Below are 20,707 nucleotides of genomic sequence, written 5' to 3'. Positions count from 1 at the left end.
GCGATTCCCCCCAGATTATCTCCAATTGTTGCAACCGCAAAATTATTTTGCGCCAGCGTCAATCGAGCGGTTGATGATGGGCAGGTCCAGCCTGCGCGGGCCGGCGCGGCGGCCGGACGGCGCCTTGTTGCGGTAAACGACCAGTTCCTTTTCGTAGGCCTTGACGTTGTTGGGCGTGGCAATGCGCGCCACCTCTTCGAACTGGCCCGCGGCCAGCACGCGCTCGAAGCGCTGCATCACCGCCAGGTCGTTCCAGAAGCCGGGCTGCACCACCAGGTAGCTCACGTTCAGGTCGTTGATCTGGCTGAGGATGTCCGCCTCGCTCAAGTCGTGCTCCTTCACGCCCAGCTCGCGCCGCACCGCCACGTTCAGCAGCATCTTGTCGGCCCGCACCACGGTCAGGTCGCGGCGCTCCTCGCGGGTGCGCATGTTGAACACGAAGGAGCCGTCGCGGTAGCCGGAGAACAGCACGCTGCTGTCCTTCGGCGCTTTTTCAGACACCAGCTGCGCCGCTTCGGCGTAGCCGCCCACGTAGGCCACCGGCCGCATCAGCACGGTCTGCAGGGCCACCGCCGCCGTCAGCGCGGCCAGCGCGGCGCCGCGCCGGCGCGGCTGCGGCACGCGCATCAGCAGCAGGGCGGCGGCCAGCACCACCGGCGGCAGGATGTACACGCTGTGGCGCGCTTCCTTCAGGTCGATGGCGGAGAAGAACAGATAGCCGGCCACCAGCCACAGCAGCCAGAACACGGCGTCGGCGCGGCTCAGGCCGCCGATCCCGTCCACGCTGCGGCGGCGCACGGCCGCCACGGCGGCGGCCAGCATGCCGGCAGCGCCGGCCGCCAGCATGGCCCAGCCCAGCTGGCCGGGGAACTGGCGCAGATACCACAACCAGCCGGCCAGCGAGCGGCGCGACACCAGCGAATCGTTGATGCCGGAGGCGGACTGGATGTTGGCCTGGCCGAACTTCACCGTCAGCACCAGCAGCGGGATCAGGCCGATGCAGGCGATCAGCGCGGCCAGCCACACATGGCGGTCCTTCAGCGCCGCGGCGCGGCGCTCGTACAGCAGGGTGCCGGCAAAGGCCAGCGCCAGGAAGCCGGCGGTGAGCTTGGTGTACATGGCCAGCAGCAGCAAGGCGGCGGCGCCGTACAGCAGCAGCGGGCGCGCATGTCCCGCATGGCGGTAGCGCGTAAACAGCGCCGCGCTCCAGATGAAGAAGGCCAGGCTGGGCACTTCCAGCATCACCTGGCGGCCCCAGAAGGCGATCTCGGGCAGCAGCGCCAGCATGGCGGCGGCGGCGGCGGCCGGCCAGGCCGGCAGCCAGCAGCGGAACAGGGCCCACGCGCCCCACGCAAAGGCCACGTAGTGCAGCGCCACCACCAGCAGCGCCGTGCCTTCGGACACGCCGAACAGCGCGTAGAACGGCGCGCTGATGGCGTAGAACAGCGGCGGGTAGAACAGGATGGTGAGCGCGGGATACTGCGCGTAGTAGTCGTAGGCGTAGCGCGACGGGTCGGACCACGGCGCGGCCGCGATCAGATCCTTGACGAACACGCCGTTCAGCGCATGGCGCGGGGCGTCGCTCCACCAGTAGGAACCGTCGGCGTGGGCGCCCAGGAACAGCAGGCCGACCAGCGCCGCCAGCAGCAGGTGGATCAGCCAGAAGGTGCCGCGCGCGGTGCCGGTCTGCAGTGGCGCCGCCGTCATGCGCGCCGCGCGGTGCTGTCGTACACCGCCATGTAGTTGTTGACCATAGCCGCCATGCTGAATTCCTCCACTGCTATCTTGCGCGAGGCTGCGCCGTGCGCGCCGCGCAGTTGCGCGTCGCCGCCGTAGGCCGCCAGCAAGGCCGCCAGGCCGTCCACGTCGCCCGGTCTGAAGTAGCGCCCGCAGGCGCCGTCGCGCACCAGCTCGAGGTTGCCGCCCACGCCGGTGGCCAGCACCGGCAGGCCGCAGGCCATGGCTTCCAGGATGGTGTTGGAAATGCCTTCGGACAGCGAGGGCAGCACGAACACGTCGAGGCTGGCCAGGATGGCGGGCACGTCGTCGCGCGCGCCGGACAGCCACACTTGCCGCTGCACGCCCAGCTCGGCCACCAAGTCATGCAGGGCCTGCTCCAGCGGGCCGCCGCCGACCACCGCCAGGCGCAGGCGCGGCCACAGCCCGGGCTGCGTGTCGCGCAGGCGGGCGAAGGCGCGCAGCAGGGTGGCCTGGTCCTTCACCGGCTGCAGGCGTCCCACGGTGCCGATCAGGATGTCGTCCGGCGCGGCGAAGCCGTCCGGCAAGGCGGGCCGGGGCGCGCCCGCCGCGCGCGGCACGAAGCGCGCGGTGTCCACGCCGTTGTAGACCTGTTTGATGCGCGGCTGCGCCACGCCGACGCGCCGCGCCAGGTAGCGCGCCAGGTCCTGCGAGACGGTGATGTAGCGGTCGATCAGCGGCGCGTGCAGGCGGCGCAGCAGCGCCGGCTTCCACTGGCTGCCGTCCAGGTCGCCCACGTCCCAGCCGTGCTCGCCGTGCACGCAGGCGCGCACGCCGGCCAGGCGCGCCGGCAGCAGCGCGTCCAGCCCGGACATATTGCGCGAGTGGACGATGGCCGGCTTGAGGCGGCGGAACAGGCGCAGCATTTCCAGCCGCATGCGCCAGATGCCGATGCGCGAACGGTGCAGCGCATACACTTCCACGTCCTGGCGCTGGATGCGCAGGCGGAAGTCGTTGTAGTTCTCCACGCACAGGATGGCGTGGCGGTAGCGCTCGGCCGGCATGGTGTTGATCAGGTTGACCAGGCCGTTCTCCAGCCCGCCCATGACGAGGTGGTGGATCACGTGCAGCACCAGCGGGCGCGTGTCGGCCGCCGCCGCGGCCGGCAGGTCGGCGCGCTCCCCGGCCGGCGCGCCGGCGGCCTGCCTGGCCGCATGCATCGCGATCATAGGCACACTCATGGGCGCACTCCGGGGCGCGCGCCGGCCGGCTGCCACACCGGCGTGCTGCGGCCCTGCAGGATGTCGCCGAACAGGCGCAGCTGGCCTTCGGTGGTGGCGTCCCAGCTGAACAGCTCGGCGTAGCGGCGCGTGGCGGCGCGCTCGGGGGGCGCGGCGCGCAGCGCCTTCACCGCGTCCGCCACCCCCAGCGGCGTGCGTTCGCGCATCAGCACGCCCGCCGCCGGGGCCGCCACCACCTCCGGCGTGCCCCACACATTGCTGGCCACCACCGGCGTGCCGCAGGCCATCGCTTCCAGCAGCACGTTGGCCCAGCCTTCGCGGCTGGAGGCCAGCACCATGGCGTCGGCCGCGTTGTAATAGCGCTTCAATTCGGGCTGCGCCACCGGGCCGAGGAACTGCACCCGGTCCGCCACGCCCAGCTGCACCGCCAGCGCCTCCAGCTTGGCGCGGTCCGGGCCGCTGCCGGCGATCAGCAGTTCGGCGTCCGGCAGCGCCGGCAGCGCGGCGATGATCAATTCGTGCCCCTTGCGCTCGATCAGGTAGCCGACCGACAGCAAGGTGTAGCGGTTCAGGCCCAGTTCGCTGCGCACGGCGTCGCGTTCCGGCAACGGTGCAAAGCGTTGCAAATCCACACCGTTGCGCAGCGGCGTCACCCGGTCCGGGTCCACGCCGAGTTGCACCATTTCATCTTTTAGCGCCTGGCACACGGTGATCATGCCCTGGGCGTTGCGCGCAGCCCACAAAATCATGCGCCTAGGCAACGAATATTGCGGAATTAAATTGATGTCCGTGCCGCGCGCGGTGATCACCACCGGCTTGTTGAAGTACTTGCCCAGCATCACGGCGGCCACGCCGTCCGGGTAAAAGTAGTGCGCGTCGATCAGGTCGAAGTCGTAGCCCTCGTCCAGGATGCGGCCGATCTCGCGCTTGGCGGCGCGCGCCAGCAGCAGCGGCGCCACCCGCATGCCGATCTTGGGCAGGCTGATATAGCGCGGATGGCTCACCTGGATGCCGTGCCGCTCCTCGTGGCGCGGCACTTTGGCGTAGCTGGCGTACTCGCCGAAACGGGGGTTGCTCGAGGGGAACCATGGTACTGGAGCAACAACGCGCGAGGTGGCCTTGCCGCTGGCTAACAGATAGCGCAGCCGGGTTTCGACGAAGATGCCATGGCCTGCGTGTTGCTCGTTGGGAAATAAGGTGCTGAAGGTGAGTAGCTTCATTTTCTGAGGTATGGACCGGTGGGCGTTACGCCGCACTGCGGCACGTTTACTGATAATAAAATTGAAAGTACAATTACGCAAGAGCTACGCTTGGACGGCCAAGCGCAATCCGCCTCTCGCCCCTCACGGCATTCAGTCTACAGGCACGAATTATGAATATTTCAGTGATAGGCTCAGGCTACGTCGGTCTCGTGACCGGAGCCTGTTTTGCCGATGTCGGCAACACCGTTTTGTGCCTGGATGTGGACGAGCGCAAGATCGCGCTCCTCAACAGCGGCGGCATTCCCATCCACGAACCCGGCCTCGATACGCTGGTGGCGCGCAACGTGGCCGCCGAGCGGCTGCTGTTCACCACCAGCTACGACGAGGCGGTGGCGCACGCGGACGTGATCTTCCTCGCGGTGGGCACCCCGCCTGACGAAGACGGCAGCGCCGACCTGCAGTACATCCTCGCGGCCGCGCGCAGCATCGGCCAGCGCATCACCAGGCCGGTGGTGGTGGTCGACAAGTCCACCGTGCCGGTCGGCACCGGCGACAAGGTGCGCGCCGCCATCGCCGGCGAGCTGGCCAGGCGCGGCGCCGAGGTGCATTTCGACGTGGTGAGCAATCCCGAATTCCTGAAGGAAGGCGCGGCGCTGGAAGACTTCACGCGCCCGGACCGCATCATCGTCGGCAGCGACAGCCCGTCGGCGATGAAGCTGATGCGCCAGCTGTACGCGCCGTTCAGCCGCCAGCACGAGAAGTTCATCGAGATGGACGTGCGCAGCGCCGAGCTGACCAAGTACGCCGCCAACGCCATGCTGGCCACCCGCATCAGCTTCATGAACGAGCTGGCCAACCTGGCCGAGCTGCTGGGCGCCGACATCGAGGCGGTGCGCCTGGGCATGGGCAAGGACCCGCGCATCGGCCCGCAATTCCTGTATGCCGGCATGGGCTACGGCGGCTCCTGCTTCCCGAAGGACGTGAAGGCGCTGATACGCACCGGGGCCGACTTCGACCAGCCGCTGCGCATCCTGCAGGCCACCGAGGACGTCAACGAGCGCCAGAAGAATGTGCTGTTCGATAAGCTGGTGCGCCATTTCGGCAGCGCCGGCGCGCTGCACGGCAAGACCATCGCGCTGTGGGGCCTGGCCTTCAAGCCGAACACCGACGACATGCGCGAGGCGCCCAGCCTGGTGCTGATCCGCGCGTTGTTCGCGGCCGGCTGCAAGGTGCGCGCCTACGACCCGGTGGCCAGCAAGGAAGCCGAGCGCCTGCTGCTGGCCGAACACGGCCAGGCGCGCTGCCAGGACCTGCTGTTCCTGGCCGCCTCGGCCAAGGAGGCGGCGTTGGATTCGGACGCGTTGGTGCTGGTGACCGAGTGGAAGGAATTCGGCTCGCCGGACTTCCGCTACCTGGCCGCCAACCTGCGCGCCAAGGCGGTGTTCGACGGCCGCAACATCTACGACCTGGAAGCGGTGACCGCTGCCGGCCTGTCCTATGAAGGCATAGGGCGCATCAACCACGCGCCGAATACATGAGCGGCGGCATGGGCGGCGCGTTGCAAAAGGTGCTGGTGACGGGTGCGGCCGGCTTCGTCGGCAGCGCCGTGGCTGCGCGCCTGGCGGCCATGGGCCACGAAGTGGTGGGCTGCGACAATTTCAACGACTATTACGATCCGCGCCTGAAGACCGGCCGTGTGCAGGCGCTGCTGGCGCCTGCCGGCATTGCCTGCCACACGGTGGAACTGGCCGACGGCGCGCAGGTGCAGGCGCTGTTCGAGCGCGAGCAGCCGGCGCTGGTGGTGCACCTGGCGGCGCAAGCCGGGGTGCGCTATTCGATCGACAATCCGGGTGCCTACGTGCAGTCCAACCTGGTGGCGTTCGGCCACATGCTGGAAGCGTGCCGCCACCACAAGGTGCAGCACCTGCTGTACGCCAGCAGCAGCAGCGTGTACGGCGCCAACGCCAGCCTGCCGTTCAGCGAGGACGACAAGACCGACGGTCCGGTGTCGATGTACGCCGCCACCAAGAAGGCCAACGAACTGATGGCGCACTCCTACAGCCACCTGTTCGCCCTGCCCGCCACCGGCCTGCGCTTCTTCACCGTCTATGGACCGTGGGGCCGCCCGGACATGGCCTATTTCAGCTTTGCCGAGAAGATGATGCGCGGCGAGCCGATACCCGTTTTCGCCGAAGGCAAATTGAGCCGCGACTTCACCTATATCGACGACATCGTCGAAGGCGTGGTGCGCCTGCTGCACAAGCCGCAGACGGCCGGCGAAGGCAAGGCGCCGCACGCCGTCTTCAACATCGGCAACCACCAGCCGGTGCGCGTGCTGGAGTTCATCCAGACCCTGGAACGGGTGCTGGGCGTGAACGCGAACATGAATTTCCTGCCGATGCAGCCGGGCGACGTGCCGGCCACGTACGCGGCCATCGACAAGCTGCGCGACTGGGTCGGCTTTACGCCGACCACCACGCTGGAAACCGGCCTGTCCCGTTTCCGCGACTGGTATCTGCCGTGGCGCGCGCCAAACAACTGAAAGGATTGCCGTGAAAATTTCTGTATTCGGACTCGGTTACGTGGGCGCGGTATCGTGCGGCTGCCTGCCTGAACTAGGCCATGAAGTGATCGGTGTCGACACCAATCCGCTCAAGGTGAAGATGATCAACGACGGCCAGTCGCCGGTGGTGGAGGAAGGCATCAACGAGCTGATCTCCAAGGCCGTGGCCGGCGGCAAGCTGCGCGCCACGCACGACGTGGAAGACGCGGTGTTGAACTCGGACGTGTCGCTGATCTCGGTGGCCACGCCGTCCAACCCCAACTACTCGCCCAACCTGACCGCGGTGGACGCGGTGGTGCGCTCCATCGGCGCCACCCTGCGCAAGAAGAAGGGCGCGCACGTCATCGTGCTGCGCAGCACCGTGCCGCCGGGCACCACCGAAGAGCGCATCCTGCCCATCCTGCTGGAGGCGTCCGGCCGCAAGATCGGCGAAGGCCTGTCGCTGGTGTTCAATCCCGAGTTCCTGCGCGAAGGCAGCTCCGTCAAGGACTTCCACAACCCGCCGCAGACCGTGGTCGGCAGCCTGGGCGAGGCCGGCTACCAGGCCATGGAAGAAATGTACCAGGGCCTGCCGGGCAAATTCGAACGCACCACCACGCAGATCGCCGAATCGGTGAAGTACCTGTGCAATGTGTTCCACGCGATGAAGATCGTGTTCGCCAACGAAGCCGGCTCGGTGCTCAAGGCCTGCAACCTGGACGGCCGCGAAGTGATGAAGATCTTCTGCCAGGACACGCAGCTGAACATCTCGCCGGCCTACCTGCGCCCCGGCTTCGCCTTCGGCGGCTCCTGCCTGCCGAAGGAAGTCAAAGGCTTCCTGACCATGGCGCGCGACCTGGACGTGCCGATTCCCACGCTGTCGGCCCTGCTCGACTCGAACGAGGCGCACATCAAGCGCGCCTACGACATGATCGCCAAAAACGGCCGCAAGAAAGTGGCGCTGTTCGGCCTGGCCTTCAAGCCGGGCACCGACGACATGCGCGACTCGCCGCTGGTGGTGCTGGCCGAGCGCATGCTGGGCAAGGGCTTCGAGCTGGCCATCTTCGACCGCTTCGTCAAGATCAGCCGCCTGCTGGGCAAGAACAAGGAATTCATCGAGCAGGAAATCCCGCACCTGGACAAGCTGCTGCGCGACACGCCGGAAGCGGCGCTGCACGACGCCGAGATCATCGTCATCGGCCACGCCGACGCCGAGGCGCGCCAGGCCATCGTCTCGCGCGCCAAGGGCCGCCGCATCATCGACCTGTCCGGCTACGCCGAGCTGCGCGACGCGCCGGGCGCACAGTACGAGGGCATCTGCTGGTGAACGGTTCCAAGCCGAAGCTGGTCTTCATCTCGCCCGTGTTCCTGTTTCCGAACGACGCGGGCGGCAAGATCCGCAGCACCAATATCCTGCGCGGCCTGAAGGGCGGCGCCTTCCACGTGACGCTGCTGAGCGCGGCCACGCCGGAGCAGGCGCGCCGCTGGAGCAAGGAAATTTCCGGCGTGTGCGACGAGTTCGTGCCGTGGCAGCCGGCGCCGCACCGTCCCATGTGGCGGCGCGCCTTCGACCTGCTGGGCAGCCTGCCGGTGAACGTGGCCAACGACAAGACCCGGCCCGGCATGGACGCGGTGCGCCAGCTGGCGCAGCGGCCCGATATCGACCTGATGGTGTTCGACTTCGTGCACTCGGCCGTGCTGCGCCCGGCCGGCCTGCGCGCGCGCAGCACCTGCTTCACGCACAACGTGGAAGCGGAGATTTTCGCGCGCCACGCCAAGCAGGCCAGCGGTCCGCACAAGCGCTGGCTGTGGGGTTCGCAGCACGCCAAGATGGCGCAGTTCGAAGGCGACGCGCTGCGCAGCTTCGACAGCGTGATCGCCGTCTCCGAGCGCGACGCGCGCTTCTTCAAGGACACCTACCAGGTGGCCGAGTCGTACGCCATTCCCACCGGCGTGGACCTGGACTTCTTCTCCTACCAAGACCCGCCCGCGGTGGACGCGGCCACGCTGCCCACCGTGGTGTTTACCGGGTCCATGGACTGGGCCGCGAATATCGACGGCATCCAGTTCTTCCTGGGCCAGGTGTGGCCGAAAGTGCTGGCGGCGCGGCCGGAAGCGCGCTTCGTGATCGTGGGACGCAACCCGCCGGCCTCGCTGCAGGCGCTGGCGCGCGCGACGTCCAACGTGGAGTTCACCGGCTTCGTGGACGACGTGCGCACTTATGTGCACCAGGCGCATGCGTTCGTGATTCCGCTGCTGGTGGGCGGAGGCACGCGCATCAAGGCCTTCGAGGCGATGGCCATGGGCTGCCCGGTGGTGTCGACCGCGATCGGCATCGAGGGGCTGGACGCGGACAAGGACGTGCATTACCTGGAGCGCGACGACCCGGCCGCGATGGCGGACGCGCTGCTGCAGCTGCTGGCCGACGGCGCCCTGCGCGACGGCCTGGCGCGGCGCGCGCGGCAGCTGGTGGAGGAACGCTTCGGCCACGAGAAGGCGGCGCGGGTGTTCGAGGACATCTGCCTGCGCACCCTGGCGCTGCCGGCGGCGACCGAAGCCGCCTGAAACGAAAATGGCCGCCGAAGCGGCCATTTTTTTCGGCCGTTCTTTATGCTGCCATTTCCTTGCGCAGGAAGGCTTCGAACATCAGCAAGGTCCAGATCGGCGCGCTGTAGTCGCGGCGGCCGGACTGGTGGTGCTCCACCAGCTCGTGCAGGAAGGCCTTGTTGAAAATGCCAGTGTCGGCCAGCATCGGCCCCAGCAGCGAATCGCGCACGCGCTGCGCCAGCGGGCCGCGGAACCACGCCGCCAGCGGCACCGCAAAGCCCATCTTCTTGCGGTACAGGATGTCGTGCGGCAGGTGCGCCTCCAGACTCTTCTTGAACACGTACTTGCCCTCCCCGCCGCGCAGCTTCATGTTCGACGGCAGGCCGGAAATCCATTCCACCAGCTTGTGGTCCAGCAGCGGCACCCGCACTTCCAGCGCGTGCGCCATCGACGCGCGGTCCACCTTGGTCAGGATGTCGCCCGGCAGGTAGGTCTTCATGTCGATGTACTGGATCAGCGACAGCGGATCGTCGGTGGGTGACTTGGCGGCATGGCCGCGCATCACGTCGATGGCGCGGTAGCCCTGCAGGCCGGCGCGGAAGCCCGGGCTGAGCAGCTTGTCGCGCATGGCGTCGGACATGATGGTCACGCCGTGGAAATAGCCTTCCACCGCGTCGCGCGCCAGCGCTTCGAAGGTGGTCTTGGCGCGGAACACGCGCGGCGCCCAGTCGGCCTTCGGATACAACCGGCCCAGGGTGCCGAACACCGGCTTGCGCAGGCTGTCCGGAATGCGGCCGCGCACGTTCTGCTCGGCCATGGCGTAGCGGTAGCGGCGGTAGCCGGCCAGGTTCTCGTCGCCGCCGTCGCCCGACAGCGCCACCGTGACGCGCTTGCGCGCCAGCTGGCACACGCGGTAGGTGGGGATCGCCGAGCTGTCGGCGAACGGCTCGTCGTACAGGTGCGCCAGGGTGTCGAGCAGGCCGTAGTCGTCGGTGTCCACGGTCTCGGTGTAGTGGTCGGTCTTGTACTGCGCGGCCACCATGGAGGCGTATTCGGATTCGTCGTAAGCCTTGTCGTTGAAGGCGATCGAGCAGGTGTGCACCGGGCCTTCGTTGAGGCCGGCCATCATCGCCACCACCGCGCTCGAATCGACGCCGCCGGACAGGAAGGCGCCCAGCGGCACCTCGGCCACCAGGCGGATCTTGACCGCCTCGCGGATGCGGGTCAGCAGCTCTTCCTGCGCGTCCTCGTCGGACATGGCGCCGTGCAGCTTGAAGGGCACGTCCCAGTACTGCTTGGGCTGGGCCATCGGCGCGCCGACTTTCTGCAGCAGGGTGAAGCCGGGCGACAGCTTGAGCGCGCCCTTGAAGATGGTCTTCGGTTCCGGCACGTAGCCGTAGGCGAAATAGTCCTCCACCGCCTGCGGATCGATCTCGCGGTTCAGCCCCGGCAGGGTGCGCAGCGCTTTCAGCTCGGAGCTGAAAGCGAAGAAGCCGTCCGGCAGCATGCTGTAGTACAGCGGCTTGACGCCCATGCGGTCGCGGCCCAGGAACATCACCTGCCGGTTGCGGTCCCACAGGCCGAAGGCGAACATGCCGCGGAAGCGGTGCACGCAGTCCTCGCCCCACTCCTCCCACGCGTGCACGATCACTTCGGTGTCGCAGCGGGTACGGAAGGTGTGGCCCAGGCCTTTCAGTTCCTCGGTCAGCTCGCGGTAGTTGTAGATCTCGCCGTTGTAGCAGACCATGACGCTGCCGTCCTCGTTGCCCAGCGGCTGCAGGCCGGCCGCCACGTCGATCACCGACAGGCGGCGGTGGCCGAAGCCCACGCCCGGCTCGATGTACAGGTCGGCCTCGTCCGGGCCGCGATGATGCTGCGTTTCGTTCATGCGCGCCAGCAGCGCACGGTCGATTTCGCGCGTGCCGCGCGTATCAAAAATTCCGACTATTCCACACATGATGTCCCGCGCTTTCCCAGTTTCAGTATTCTGTTTACGCTGCTTATTTGCGTTTGTTCGCGTCCAGGGCGGCATCCACCCGCGCCAGGTTCGCCGCGAGGAACGCGCGCATGGCGGCGCGCGCCGCTTCCGGCTTGTCTTCGAACGGCGAGAAGACCATGACGGCGGCGCCGTCGTCGCTACCGGTGAACACCTTCTGCTTCACCTGCAGCACCTTGCCGAGGTAATCGTTGGCGGTGTAGCGGCCGTCCACCCAGTACCAGTTCCACACCAGCATGCGGCCGCCGGCGCCGGCCAGCGTGCTCTCGCGCACCGCCAGCACGCGGCCGCCCACGTTTTCCTCGCGCAGCGCGGAGGCCACGCTCTGCCAGTTCGGATCTTTTTCCCCCGCCATCCGGTTCACCGAGCTGATCAGCTTGGTGTTGTGGTCCTGCTTGCGGTAGTAGCGCAGGTGCACGCCGACCGGATGGCCGGCGCCGATCGCGTAGTACTGCTGCAGTTCGGCGCTGGCGGCCGGGTAGCTCGGCGTCCATTGCACGAACGGCGTGGTCTGCGGCCAGGCGGCCGCGAAGCCGGACAGTTCGGCCGGCGCGGCCGCGCCTTCGCGCTGCTCCAGCCAGGCCGCATAGGCCGGCCACGCGCCGACGCAGACGGCAATCGCCAGCACGGCGGCGGCGAAGCGGCCGAGCGGCGCGCTGGCGGCCGACGCCGCCGCCTCGGCGGCGCAGCGCGCCGGCGCGCTCTGCTCGTCCGGCGGCGCGTCCTCACGCCACAGGCTGCCCAGCCAGAACAGCAGGAACATCACCAGGCCGAAGAACAGCCAGCCGTAAATCAGGTGGTCGACGCCGACCGCCACCGTCATGCCGCTCAGGTGGCCCAGCATCACGATCATGTAGGCGCGCAGGCCGTTGGCCAGGATGGGCACCAGCACCGAGGCCAGGATGAACAGCGCGCGGCGCCAGGTGCTGCGGAAGGTGAGGTAGGCGTACAGGCAGCCCAGCGTGATCGAGGCGATCAGGTAGCGCACGCCGCTGCACGCTTCCACCACCGACCAGTTGCCGCTAGGGATGGAGAAGTTGGTGCCGTCGCGCAGCACCGGGATGCCGGTGGCGCGCAGCGCCCACACGGTGAAGTCGGCGGTGACGCCGATCAGCGGATTGATGAACACGTCGCCGAAGGGCACGGCGAACAGCAGGAAGGCCAGCGGGAAGGCCAGCGCCCAGGCGATGCGCTTGCCCAGCAGCGCCAGCACCACCAGCGGCAGCATGGCGACGAAGGCGTAGTGGCGCACGATCTGCACGTCGCCGAATTCGGCCAGCAGCCAGCCGGCGCCGCAGGCGGCCAGCGGCAACAGCGCCGGCCAGTACGGCGCGGCGGGCAGCTGCGCGATGACGGCGCGGCGCTGCCACACCAGCCACAGGCTGATCGGCAGGATCACGTAGCCGTGGGTGAAGGTGCCGGAGCTGTCCCAGATCTCGACGATGGAGCGCGCGGTGGCGAAATAGGCCAGGAAGGGCAGCAGCAAGGCCACCACGGTAAGCAGCAGCAGGGCCTTGCGCGCGCCGGGCGCGGGGGCGGCGCTGGCCGCGGCCTTGGCAGCGTCGGCGGCGGCCGAGGGGAGGATACTGGAGGTCATGCTTCTTTCCTTACAGGGCGGCCGGCCTCCAGCAAGGCGCAGACCTGGGCCAGATGGCTGTTCCATCCGTATAAGTGTTCAACGGTGGCGCGCGCGGCGCGGCCGATGGCCGCATCCGGCTGGTCCAGCGCGCCGTTGACTGTGGCGATGAAGGCTTGCGCGTCGGCCGCCAGCAGCAGCTCGCGGCCCGGCTCGGCCTGGATGCCTTCCAGCGCCTGCGGCGACACCACCACCGTGCGCGCCATGGCCATCGCTTCCAGCACCTTGTTCTGGATGCCGCGCGCGATGCGCAGCGGCGCCACGCACAGCGCGGCGTGCGCCACGTAGGGCCGCACGTCCGGCACGGTGCCGGTGACCACCACGCCGGGCAGGCCGGCCAGCTGCTGCACTTCGGACGCGGGACGCGCGCCGACGATGTAGAACACCGCCTGCGGATGGCGCGCGCGCACGGCGGGCAGCACTTCTTCCGCGAACCAGGTGACGGCGTCGATGTTCGGCCAGTAGTCCATGGCGCCGGTGAACACCAGCGCCTGTTCGCCCTGTGCATAGGGATTGGCGTAGCCGCCCTCAGGCGCGAAGTACACCGTGTCCACGCCGTTGCTGAAGTGGCCGGTGCGCGCCGCGCTTTCCGGCGCCAACTTGCGGAACAGCTCCGCCTCCGGCCCGGACACGAACAGCGCCGCGTCGCACTCGCGCGCCACGCGGCGCTCGTAGGCCAGCAGCTGGCGCGCCTCGTGCGCGTACAGCATGCTCATGGGCCAGGCCTTCTTCTCGGCGTACTGGCGCCACTTGTCGGAATCGACGTCGACGAAATCGACCACCCGCGTGGCGTCGGGATAGGCTTCGGCGTATTGCGCCATGGCCGAGGAGAACACCACGATGCGGCTGATGCCTTCGCGCTGCACGGTGTCGGCCACCCAGCGCCGCAGGCCGGCGTCGCGGTAGTAGTCCAGCGACAGCGAACGGTTGCCCAGCAGCGCGCCCAGGCTGCGCACGCGCGCCTTCTTCGGATGCAGCGGCGCGAAGTGCGCGCTGGCGGTCAGCGCTTCCAGGCGCGGCACGTGCTGCCAGTCGTCCTCGTCGTCGACGAAGGTGGCCAGGTGCACGCGGTAATGGTCCGCCAGGTGCTTGAGCAAATGGTAGGAGCGGATCTTGTCGCCCTTGTTCGGCGGGTACGGTATCCGGTGCACCAGCAGGAGCAGGTTGTCCATGGCGCTATCCCAGGCTGCGGACGATATACGGTCCAAGCAGGTTGGCCACCGGCAGCGGCAGCTTCTTCCACAGCTTGATGAACAGCTGGTATTTCGGGTTCAGCGGATTGTTGTCCGGCAGTTCGGTGGCCGCGTGCATCTGGTATTCATAGGCCAGCGGCGTGGCGGTGAAGCCCCAGTTCTTCTTGAAGTCGTAGGCGCCGGTGCCGAGCTTGCTGCGCCCGAAGTCGAACAGCCGCACCCCGCGCTCGACCGACGCTTCCATCAGATTCCAGTACATGAAGTCGTTGCCGGCCACGTCGCGCGCGATGGGCATGCTGCCGCCGTAATACGGCAGCACTTCGTCGCGCCAGAAGAAGCTCATGACGCCGGCCACCGGCTCGCCGTCCTTGACGATGATGCGGATTTCGCACTGCTCGCCGAACAGTTCCTTGATCAGCGCGAAGTACTTCTTCGGGAACACCGGGGTGCCCAGGCGCAGCACGCTGGTGGCGTAGATGTGGAAGAAGCGCTCCACGGTCTGGTCGATTTCCGCCGTGAGGCCGCACTTGATGCCCTTGCGTACCATCGCGCGCTGCTTGCGCGGGATGGCGTTCATGTTTTCCTCGTGGCTGGCGCTGATGGCTTTGCGGAAGGTGACGTACAAGTCCTTCACGTGCCAGCCCGGCTTGCCGGTCGGTTCGATGTTGCGGTATTCCAGGTGGCCGGCGCCCAGTTCGTCCGCCAGCTTGCCGGCGGCCGCGTCCAGCATGGCGCGCGCGTGGTCGTTCAGCGCCACCACGCCGCCGTGCACGCAGAACGGCAGCGAGCTGAGCGAGTGGCCGAACAGGCGGCTCTTGATCTGGCACAGGCCCAGGATGCCCTGGATCTCGCCGTCCTGCTCCACGTAGTAGAACCACGTCTTGTGGCCGTAGCAGCGCTGGATCAGGGTCTGCCACGCGCTCAGGTGGAAAAAGGTGGCTTGCGGCGCGGCGCGCACGAAGGCGTCCCAGCGGCCGTAGTCGGCCGGAGTGAGCAGTTTCAGGGTGGCCACGGCGGGCGCGGCGTCGATCACGGCGCTCATGGCTGGCCCAGGAAGATGCGGTCCATGCGGTCCCACGCGAAGTCGCGCGTGAGCGCCTGGATGCGGCCGTCCATCCTGGCCAGGTTGACGTAGTGGCGGAAGCGCGTCTTCAGGTTGATGCCGTCGGGACGCGGCTGGCCGGGGTCGATCTCCCATGGATGGAAGTAGAAGATGGCGGGCTGGCCGTCCTCCTGGTTCACCTTGCGCATCATCCAGCGCGACAGCGAATACGGCAGCAGGCGGAAATAGCCGCCGCCGCCGGCCGGCAGGTTGCGCGAGCCCATGCGCACGGTGGTGATCGGCACTTCCAGCAGGCCGCCGGCGTTTTCCGGGTGCCAGGCGAAGCGCGGCGCGTCCGGCATGCCGTAGTGGTCGTGCTGCACCGGGTAGATGCTGGAGCTGTAGCGGTAGCCCGCCACCTGCAGCGCGTCCAGCGCCCACAGGTTGCCGTGGCCGATGGAGAAGCTCGGCGCGCGGTAGCCCAGCACCGCCTGGCCGCCCAGGTCTTCCAGGATGGCCTTGCTGCTGCCGATGTCCTGCATGAAGGCGGCGCGGTCCTGGTCGGAGGCGCGCAGGTGGCCGTAGCCGTGGCTGGCCAGCTCGTGGCCGCCGGCCACGATGCGCTTGACCATGGCCGGATAGCGCTCGGCGATCCAGCCCAGCGTGAAGAAGGTGGCGTGCACATTGCCCGCTTCCAGGATGGCCAGGATGCGGTCGATATTGGCTTCCACGCGGCACTCGCGCTCCGGCCAGCTGTCGCGCGCGATATAGGGCGCAAAGGCGGAGACCTGGAAGTAGTCCTCCACGTCGATGGTCATGGCGTTGCGGATCGGGGCCTTGGCGGCGGTGGTGGCGGTGGTCATGATGTTTTGCATCCGTTCTGCATCCACGCTTGCAGCGCGGCGGCGATACGTACGGCGGCCTGGCCGTCCCAGAAGCGCGGCACGCGGCCGGCTTTGCCGCCGCCGGCCATCACGTCGTCGTAAATGGCGAGGATCTTCGCCGGGTCCTGGCCCGCGATGGTGTTGCTGCCCTGCTCCACCGTGATCGGACGCTCGGTGTTGTTGCGCAGGGTGATGCAGGGCACGCCCAGCGCGGTGGTCTCTTCCTGGATGCCGCCGGAATCGGTCAGCACCACGCGCGCCTGCTTCATCAGGCCCAGCATCTCCAGGTAGCCCATGGGCGGCAGCAACAGCACGTCCGGGCCGTCAACCAGGTGGTTCAGGCCGGCCTTCTCTATCATGCCGCGCGTGCGCGGATGCAGCGGGAAGATCACCGGGGTGCGCCGCGCGATGGCGGCCGCCGTTTCCAGCAGCGTGCGCAGCACGGCCGGGTCGTCCACGTTGGACGGGCGGTGCAGCGTCAGCACGGCGTAGCCGCCGGCGCCGTCGGCCAGGCCGGGGCGGCCGGCGCCGGCCACGATGGCCGCAGCCGGCACGGCGCGCGGCAGGTTGCGCACCAGGGTGTCGATCATCACGTTGCCGACGAACTGGATGCGGTGCGCCGCCACGCCTTCGCGCAGCAGGTTCTCCTCGCCGCTTTCCTCGGTGGTAAACAGCAGGTCCGAAATCTGGTCGGTCAGCACGCGGTTGATTTCTTCCGGCATGGCGCGGTCGAAGCTGCGCAGGCCCGCTTCCACGTGGATCACCGGCACGCCCTTCTTGGCCGCCACCAGCGCGCAGGCGATGGTGGAGTTGACGTCGCCCACCACCAGCACGGCGGTCGGCCGCACTTCATCGAGCGCCGGTTCGAACTTCTTCATCACCTCGGCGGTCTGCTGCGCGTGGCTGCCGGAACCGACTTCCAGGTTGATGTCCGGCGACGGGATGCCGAGCGCCTCGAAGTACTGGTGGTTCATGGCCACGTCGTAGTGCTGGCCGGTGTGCACCAGCTTGACCTCGACCTGCGGGCGCAGCGCCGACAGCGCCGCCATGATGGGCGCCATCTTCATGAAATTGGGGCGCGCTCCCACCACGCACAGGATGCGGAAGGCGCTCATTCGTTGTTGTCCTGGGTGGCGGCGCTGGCGCCGGCGCCGCTGCCGGCGCCGGCAGGCGGCGCGGCGACGATTTTCTTCAGGATGTTGAGCACCGAGCCCATCGAGCGCTCCAGCCGCATCATGCGCTCGTCCATGCCGTCCGGGTAGGCCGCGTTGACGACCGCCATGTCGGCCTCGTCGACCTGCACCTTGGCCGGTTCCGGCGGCGCCTGGAATTCGGTGGCGATGTCCTTGATCACGTCTTCCACGTGGGCGCCGGTGAACTCGTGCAGCTCCTCCAGGAAGCCCATCAGCAGCAGGCGGTCGCACAGCGCGTTGGTCATGCGCGGGATGCCGCCGCTATAGGCGTAGATGGCGGCGTGCGCCTCCGTCGTGAAGGCCGGGTCGTTGTTCCAGCCCACCGTGTGCAGGCGGTGCTCGATGTAGGCCTGGGTTTCCTGCGCGTCCATCGGCCCCAGGTGGTAGGTGGCGATCACGCGCTGGCGCAGCTGCTGCATGTCCGGGCTGTGCAGGGTGGCGCGGAACTCGGGCTGGCCCAGCAGGAAGGTTTGCAGCAGCGACTTGTCGTCGGTCTGGAAGTTCGACAGCATGCGCAGCTCTTCCACCGTGCGCGGGGTCAGGTTCTGCGCCTCGTCCACCACCAGCAGCGCGCGGCGGCCCTGCTGGTCGCAGGCGCGCAGGAAGGCTTCCAGCCGCGTCAGCAGGGTGCTCTTGCTGGCGTCCTCACTGGGCAGGCCGAAGGCCGACAGCACCATGCGCAGCGTGTCCTCCGAATTGAGCGCGGTGTTGACGATGTGGGCCGCCACGATCTGCTGCGAGGACAGCGTGTTGAGCATGTTGCGCACCAGCGTGGTCTTGCCGGCGCCCACTTCGCCCGTGATGACGATGAAGCCCTCGCCCTGCGACAGGCCATACTCCAGGTAAGCCATGGCCCGCTTGTGGCCCTTGCTGCCGAAGAAGAAATGCGGGTCCGGCCGCAGCCGGAACGGTTTGGCGCTAAGGCCGTAGTAACTTTCGTACATCCTTGCCAAACTCCACTAGAACTGCTTGCTCACGGACGCCGATATGGCGTTCTCGGTGTAGTCGCGCCCGGCGACTGCGGTTACTCCCTTGACCCGGCGCACTTCCAGGTTGCCGTTCACCTTGCGGGCGAACTGGCGCGTCAGGTTCAGCCGGATGGAGCGGTTGTTGTCGCTGCGCACCTGCGACAGCGATTCGGAACGGTTGACGGTGCCGGTCAGGTTGATGCCGGTGCGCGGCGAGAGGCGCCAGTTGGCCGTGGCGGTGAAGCCGGTCTGGCGCGTATTGTCGTTCAGCGTATTGCTCGAGCCGCCCAGCAGGCCGGCGTCCACGTCCAGCAGCGACAGGCCGTTGCGGCGCGAGTTGACCAGCGCCAGCACCAGCGTGCCGCGCGCGCTGTTGAAGGCGGCGGTGGCCTGCAGCTGCTTCTGCAGCATGTAGCGGTTGCTCAGGTAGTTGATGCTGTTGGCCAGCGACGGCGGCAGGCCGGTCGCCAGGATGTAGGCCGCCACCGCCTGGCGGCGCGCGGCCGCATCGGGAATCTGGGCCATGAACAGCTGGTCCAGCAGCGCGAAGGTGTCGACCGCCGACGGCAGCTGGAACTGCGAGCGGGTGGTGGTCACGGCGTCGCTGTAGTTCAGGGTCCAGACGCTGGTGCGGGTGCGGTGGTTGGCGGCCAGGAAGTAGCTGTCGCCGAAGTAGCGCTTGCCCACGTTGAGCGACACGCTGGTGCGCCCGCTGGGGCGCCAGCTGCCGCCCACCGACCAGTTCTTGCCCTTGGGCTGGCCGCCCAGCGACTGGTAGTCGTACTCGTCGTAGCCGGCCGTCACCGTCAGCGTCAGCTGCGGCGAATACAGGTAGTTCAGCGAGCCCAGCATGCTCTGGCTGCTCGAGCTTTGCGCGATCGAGTCCTCCAGGTTCTGGCGGTTGTAGTACAGGTTCCAGCCGATGGTGCGGTAGGCGGCGCCGCTGGTCAGGTTCAGCGTGATCTGGTCGCTGGTGCTGGTGCCGAAATCGTTGCGGTCGGAACTGACCTTGTCGTGCGCATAGCGCAGTTCGGCGTTGGCCTGCGAGCCGAAGCGGTGCAGCAGATACGGGCTGACGCGCCAGGTCTTGATCTCGCTGCTCAGGCCCGGCGCAAACGGGTTGGCCGGGTTGCCGCCGGCCGACGGGCCGAAGGCCGACACGTTCTGCTCGCTGATGCTGGCGTTGCTGTCGAGGTAAAGCATGTCGCTGATCAGCTTGGCCTTCAGGTCGGCCTGCAGGTTCTGCTGGCCGCTGTTGGCCTCCTGGCCGTTGGGGCCGCTCAGACTCTCGTCGGCGTACTTGTAGAAACGCTTGGTGTAGTTGACGCGGAAATCGAGCCGCGGTCCCTTGTTCTGCAGCACGAAGCCGGGCGACAGCTCGGTGATGAACTGGCTGCGCTCGGCGCCCTCGGCGGCCAGCATCACGTTGTCGGTCCAGGTTTCGCGCAGGTTGACGTTGGGTGCGAAGGTCCAGTCGGCGCGGCTGGGCTGGGCCAGCGACAGCGCCGCCAGGCCCACCGCCGCCGCCAGGCCCTTGCGGCGCGGCTTAACCATAGTGATAGTCATAGGTTTCCGTGCCGGGGAATTCTCGGGTCTTGTTGTAGATCAGGTTGACGTTGTTCAGACCCTCAAGCTGGCTCAGCGCCTCCTTGACCGCGTGCTGCGTGGTGCGCTCGGCTTCCACCACCACCACGATCTGGCCCATGTGGCCGGCCAGCACGTGCGCTTCGCTGGTCAGCAGCAGCGGCGGCGAATCGAAGATGACGATACGGTCCGGATAGCGGTTGGCGATCTCGTAGACCAGCGAGGTCATGGTCTGGCTGGCCAGCAGCTCGGTGGCGCGCGGGTTGCTGGTGCCGGCCGGCAGCAGGGTCAGGGTGTCGACGTTGGTGCGCAGCATGACGTCGGCCATGTCGACCTTGTCGTCCAGCAGCAGGTCCATCAGGCCGCGCTGGACCGGCAGGCCCAGGGTGCGCAGCACCGACGGGCGCGCCACGTCGGCGTCCACCAGCAGCACCGTGTGGTCCAGCTCCATGGCGATGCTCATGGCCAGGTTGATCGAGCAGAAGGTCTTGCCTTCGCCGGGCAGCGAGCTGGTGATCATGATCAGGTTGCCCGGCTTTTCGCCGGCCGGACGCGGACCGAAGGCGCGCTTGATCAGCGGGCGCTTGATGACGCGGAAATCCTCCACCAGCGTGGTGCGGCCGCCGGCGGCGGTGACCAGGCCGATGTCCTGCATGTGCTTGAGGTCCAGCTCCACGCGGCGCGGGGCGCGGCGCGGCGCGGCGTCGGCGGCCGGCGCAGTGGCAGCGGCGGCAGTCGCAGTAGCAGTAGCAGCGGCGGCGGCGTCGGCCACCGGGGCGGCAGGCGCGGCCGCCTGGGCCGCCGGCGCAGTTTCCTGCGGCGCGGCGGCCATGGCGGCGGCGACGGCGGCGGCATGGCCCTCATCGGCGGGGGCGGCGGCCGCGGCGGCCGGAATGGCGCTGTCGGCGCCCGGCGCGTCCGGCGCGTCCTTCTTGTGCTCTATGCGGCTGGCCGCGCGTTCAATAATGCTCATGGGATTCC

16 protein-coding genes are annotated in these 20,707 nt (G+C 68.1%); 4 read left to right on the top strand and 12 right to left on the bottom strand.

The genetic code is table 11. The features are described from left to right. Positions 1–42: 42 nt before the first annotated feature. Genes AC56DV_RS15470 through AC56DV_RS15460 form a run of 3 tightly spaced genes read right to left on the bottom strand, consistent with a single transcriptional unit; the run spans position 43 to position 4,159 of the window. On the bottom strand, positions 43–1,707 hold the full coding sequence (locus AC56DV_RS15470; RefSeq protein ID WP_496315163.1) for a glycosyltransferase family 39 protein: 1,665 nt from the start codon (positions 1,705–1,707) through the stop codon (positions 43–45). Then, positions 1,704–2,939 (bottom strand): TIGR03088 family PEP-CTERM/XrtA system glycosyltransferase, encoded by a 1,236-nt coding sequence (locus AC56DV_RS15465; protein WP_496315162.1) that lies wholly within the window; start codon positions 2,937–2,939, stop codon positions 1,704–1,706. Before AC56DV_RS15465 ends, AC56DV_RS15470 begins: the two co-directional genes overlap by 4 nt. Next, the gene (locus tag AC56DV_RS15460; protein ID WP_496315161.1) at positions 2,936–4,159 is read right to left on the bottom strand and encodes a glycosyltransferase family 4 protein; all 1,224 of its coding nucleotides are present in this window, start codon (positions 4,157–4,159) and stop codon (positions 2,936–2,938) included. The genes AC56DV_RS15465 and AC56DV_RS15460 overlap by 4 nt, the downstream gene beginning before the upstream one ends. Before the next feature lie 152 nt (positions 4,160–4,311). Here AC56DV_RS15460 and AC56DV_RS15455 point away from each other — a divergent pair, with 152 nt between their 5' ends. The 4 genes from AC56DV_RS15455 to AC56DV_RS15440 are packed head-to-tail and all read left to right on the top strand — an operon-like array spanning position 4,312 to position 9,248. Further along, on the top strand, positions 4,312–5,679 hold the full coding sequence (locus AC56DV_RS15455) for a UDP-glucose dehydrogenase family protein (RefSeq protein ID WP_496315160.1): 1,368 nt from the start codon (positions 4,312–4,314) through the stop codon (positions 5,677–5,679). Continuing rightward, complete coding sequence (locus AC56DV_RS15450) at positions 5,676–6,683, top strand: NAD-dependent epimerase/dehydratase family protein (protein ID WP_496315159.1); 1,008 nt, start codon at positions 5,676–5,678, stop codon at positions 6,681–6,683. The genes AC56DV_RS15455 and AC56DV_RS15450 overlap by 4 nt, the downstream gene beginning before the upstream one ends. Positions 6,684–6,693: 10 nt before the next feature. Next, a complete protein-coding gene (locus AC56DV_RS15445) occupies positions 6,694–8,010 on the top strand; it encodes a nucleotide sugar dehydrogenase (protein ID WP_496315158.1) in 1,317 nt (438 codons plus the stop codon). Beyond that, a complete protein-coding gene (locus AC56DV_RS15440; protein ID WP_496315157.1) occupies positions 8,007–9,248 on the top strand; it encodes a glycosyltransferase family 4 protein in 1,242 nt (413 codons plus the stop codon). The genes AC56DV_RS15445 and AC56DV_RS15440 overlap by 4 nt, the downstream gene beginning before the upstream one ends. 43 nt (positions 9,249–9,291) lie before the next feature. Here the strand turns inward: AC56DV_RS15440 and AC56DV_RS15435 are convergent, their stop codons facing one another. Genes AC56DV_RS15435 through AC56DV_RS15395 form a run of 9 tightly spaced genes read right to left on the bottom strand, consistent with a single transcriptional unit; the run spans position 9,292 to position 20,699 of the window. Continuing rightward, positions 9,292–11,187, bottom strand: coding sequence for an XrtA/PEP-CTERM system amidotransferase (locus AC56DV_RS15435; RefSeq protein ID WP_496315156.1), 1,896 nt, complete (start codon positions 11,185–11,187; stop codon positions 9,292–9,294). Positions 11,188–11,230: 43 nt separating this feature from the next. Next, positions 11,231–12,823, bottom strand: a complete 1,593-nt coding sequence (xrtA, locus tag AC56DV_RS15430; RefSeq protein ID WP_496315155.1) for an exosortase A — start codon at positions 12,821–12,823, stop codon at positions 11,231–11,233. Beyond that, on the bottom strand, positions 12,820–14,034 hold the full coding sequence (locus AC56DV_RS15425) for a TIGR03087 family PEP-CTERM/XrtA system glycosyltransferase (RefSeq protein WP_496315154.1): 1,215 nt from the start codon (positions 14,032–14,034) through the stop codon (positions 12,820–12,822). Before AC56DV_RS15425 ends, xrtA begins: the two co-directional genes overlap by 4 nt. A gap of 4 nt (positions 14,035–14,038) precedes the next feature. Next, the gene (locus AC56DV_RS15420) at positions 14,039–15,097 is read right to left on the bottom strand and encodes a FemAB family XrtA/PEP-CTERM system-associated protein (protein WP_496315153.1); all 1,059 of its coding nucleotides are present in this window, start codon (positions 15,095–15,097) and stop codon (positions 14,039–14,041) included. Beyond that, entirely contained in the window at positions 15,094–15,972 is an 879-nt protein-coding gene (locus tag AC56DV_RS15415; protein WP_496315152.1) for an XrtA system polysaccharide deacetylase, read from the bottom strand. Before AC56DV_RS15415 ends, AC56DV_RS15420 begins: the two co-directional genes overlap by 4 nt. Then, positions 15,957–17,096, bottom strand: a complete 1,140-nt coding sequence (gene wecB / locus AC56DV_RS15410) for a non-hydrolyzing UDP-N-acetylglucosamine 2-epimerase (protein ID WP_496315151.1) — start codon at positions 17,094–17,096, stop codon at positions 15,957–15,959. The genes AC56DV_RS15415 and wecB overlap by 16 nt, the downstream gene beginning before the upstream one ends. After that, positions 17,093–18,118 (bottom strand): XrtA/PEP-CTERM system-associated ATPase, encoded by a 1,026-nt coding sequence (locus AC56DV_RS15405; protein ID WP_496315150.1) that lies wholly within the window; start codon positions 18,116–18,118, stop codon positions 17,093–17,095. The genes wecB and AC56DV_RS15405 overlap by 4 nt, the downstream gene beginning before the upstream one ends. Before the next feature lie 15 nt (positions 18,119–18,133). After that, positions 18,134–19,708, bottom strand: coding sequence for a TIGR03016 family PEP-CTERM system-associated outer membrane protein (locus AC56DV_RS15400; protein WP_496315149.1), 1,575 nt, complete (start codon positions 19,706–19,708; stop codon positions 18,134–18,136). After that, on the bottom strand, positions 19,689–20,699 hold the full coding sequence (locus AC56DV_RS15395) for an XrtA-associated tyrosine autokinase (RefSeq protein ID WP_496315148.1): 1,011 nt from the start codon (positions 20,697–20,699) through the stop codon (positions 19,689–19,691). Before AC56DV_RS15395 ends, AC56DV_RS15400 begins: the two co-directional genes overlap by 20 nt. Between the last annotated feature and the right edge of the window lie 8 nt (positions 20,700–20,707).

This window comes from Massilia sp. BGA-UO-ETr-WB1 (genome assembly GCF_059567845.1).
The sequence above is the reverse complement of the archived record's forward strand: the minus strand, read 5'-3'. Positions and strand labels throughout refer to the sequence as shown.

Excerpts from the sequence above, each read along its gene's own strand:
- AC56DV_RS15400 (WP_496315149.1), bottom strand. The coding sequence starts at position 19,708 with ATGACTATCACTATGGTTAAGCCGCGCCGCAAGGGCCTGGCGGCGGCG.
- AC56DV_RS15420 (WP_496315153.1), bottom strand. The coding sequence starts at position 15,097 with ATGAGCGCCGTGATCGACGCCGCGCCCGCCGTGGCCACCCTGAAACTG.
- AC56DV_RS15405 (WP_496315150.1), bottom strand. The coding sequence starts at position 18,118 with ATGTACGAAAGTTACTACGGCCTTAGCGCCAAACCGTTCCGGCTGCGG.
- wecB (WP_496315151.1), bottom strand. The coding sequence starts at position 17,096 with ATGAGCGCCTTCCGCATCCTGTGCGTGGTGGGAGCGCGCCCCAATTTC.
- AC56DV_RS15455 (WP_496315160.1), top strand. The coding sequence starts at position 4,312 with ATGAATATTTCAGTGATAGGCTCAGGCTACGTCGGTCTCGTGACCGGA.
- AC56DV_RS15435 (WP_496315156.1), bottom strand. The coding sequence starts at position 11,187 with ATGTGTGGAATAGTCGGAATTTTTGATACGCGCGGCACGCGCGAAATC.
- AC56DV_RS15470 (WP_496315163.1), bottom strand. The coding sequence starts at position 1,707 with ATGACGGCGGCGCCACTGCAGACCGGCACCGCGCGCGGCACCTTCTGG.
- AC56DV_RS15415 (WP_496315152.1), bottom strand. The coding sequence starts at position 15,972 with ATGCAAAACATCATGACCACCGCCACCACCGCCGCCAAGGCCCCGATC.
- xrtA (WP_496315155.1), bottom strand. The coding sequence starts at position 12,823 with ATGACCTCCAGTATCCTCCCCTCGGCCGCCGCCGACGCTGCCAAGGCC.
- AC56DV_RS15425 (WP_496315154.1), bottom strand. The coding sequence starts at position 14,034 with ATGGACAACCTGCTCCTGCTGGTGCACCGGATACCGTACCCGCCGAAC.
- AC56DV_RS15450 (WP_496315159.1), top strand. The coding sequence starts at position 5,676 with ATGAGCGGCGGCATGGGCGGCGCGTTGCAAAAGGTGCTGGTGACGGGT.
- AC56DV_RS15460 (WP_496315161.1), bottom strand. The coding sequence starts at position 4,159 with ATGAAGCTACTCACCTTCAGCACCTTATTTCCCAACGAGCAACACGCA.
- AC56DV_RS15395 (WP_496315148.1), bottom strand. The coding sequence starts at position 20,699 with ATGAGCATTATTGAACGCGCGGCCAGCCGCATAGAGCACAAGAAGGAC.
- AC56DV_RS15465 (WP_496315162.1), bottom strand. The coding sequence starts at position 2,939 with ATGAGTGTGCCTATGATCGCGATGCATGCGGCCAGGCAGGCCGCCGGC.